The sequence below is a fragment of the Halobacillus sp. B23F22_5 genome, assembly GCF_043497085.1.
Taxonomy (GTDB): Bacteria; Bacillota; Bacilli; order Bacillales; family Halobacillaceae; genus Thalassobacillus.
The window spans coordinates 1-1,623 of the sequence record NZ_JBIEKI010000033.1; the positions used below are offsets into that span (position 1 = coordinate 1).

At 45.6% G+C, this 1,623-nt stretch carries 1 protein-coding gene; it reads left to right on the forward strand.

The window, feature by feature from the left end:
- Window positions 1-713: 713 nt before the first annotated feature.
- Window positions 714-1,623 (forward strand): group II intron reverse transcriptase/maturase (ltrA, locus tag ACGTN9_RS20915; RefSeq protein WP_499596471.1); only part of this gene is annotated, 910 nt, incomplete at its 3' end.

Genomic DNA, 1,623 nt, shown 5'->3' on the forward strand with positions numbered 1-1,623 from the left:
TTTTTTGCGAGTGGCAGCACATGCGCTACAGGGTGAGAGTCCCGAATGCACCGATTCAGCCGGTAAGCATTAGCTGACAAATAGTGCGTTACCGTGAGGTAACGTGCGGAGGATTTGAAGGCAAACCTCTGAACAGAGCTGATATCCCATGTTGGCACGAGAGTTGGATGACTGTGCAAGAGAACAGGAAGTCCGAATAGCTGAGTGCTCGAAGTGTTAAGAGGGCTGGATTAGAGGAAAAGTGTATGATGTGACCCACTGAGGTCTCCCTGCTTCCTGAATAGGTATTGATGTCACAAGGCTATGCCAAGGACACAAGATGAGCGTTAAAGGGAGAAGTCAGAGATTGCCATAGTAGTGAAGAAGCTCATGCCTATGACTTCTTGGCAACAAAAACGAGGACAGCACATGAGTGAAACGGTACGCAGATACCGTTGCGACTCCTCACTCAAAAGGTGAGGAAACCGCGCGAAGGGCATGACCCATAGAAGAACAATGCGAGTAGACTTACTTATGACTGCGGAAGTAGACAGAAGCTGGACAAGAGCCAAGATGGGCTGATGCCAGGGTGGAACAAACGGGTACACCGTCTATCGCCAAAGTGAGAGAAACAGAGTACTGCCGAAGGCTATTGGCTCTGGAGTACATGCACTTAAAATGGAGAAGCAGAAACAGAGAAAGAAACGAAAGCACTGACGTAAGGGGAGTAACAGATGAAGAAACGCACATGGTATAGCTTGTATGACAAAGTGTACAAGCGAACCAACCTGGTAAATGCTTTTGAACAGGTAAAGAAAAATGAAGGTGCACCTGGGGTAGATAAAGTTTCGATTGAAGGGTATGAAGCCAAGCTGGAGGACAATCTAGAAGTGCTCCAACAGAAGCTGAAGGACAAATCATACCGCCCCAAACCCGTTCGACGAAAGATGATAAAGAAAGAGAATGGCAAACAACGGCCACTCGGTATCCCAACAGTAGAAGACCGAGTCGTACAAGCGGCCTTACGAAACATTCTGGAGCCGATCTTTGAAGAAGATTTCCTTCCGTGCAGTTACGGATTCCGCCCAGGAATCAGTGCCCATATGGCTCTGGACAAAGTAACAGAGCACTTAAATGATGGCTATCACTTCGTGATTGATGCCGATTTACAATCTTATTTCGATACCATCCCGCACGATAAACTGAGACAACAAGTAAGAAAACGGGTGACGGATGGCTCGGTAAATCAACTAATCCAACAATTTCTTCGTGCTGGTGTGATGGAAGGAAAACGATACCAAGAAACTTCTAAGGGCGCCCCGCAGGGCGGAGTGTTAAGTCCGTTACTTTCGAATATTTATCTACATCAACTTGATCAATTGATGACAGAACGTGGACACCGTATTGTCCGCTTTGCGGACGATTTTATTATTCTGTGTAAAAGCCAAAAAGGTGCTGAACGAGTGATGCGAAGTGTGACCAAATTCTTGGAGAAAGAACTAAGCCTCACCGTAAATCAAGAAAAAACCAAGGTAGTAGATGCGAAAAAAGAGCCATTCACATTTCTAGGGTATGAATTCATTGGAGATATTCGAAGAATAGACCCAAAGAAAGAAGCAAAGTTCAAGAAAAGAGTGAAAGAGA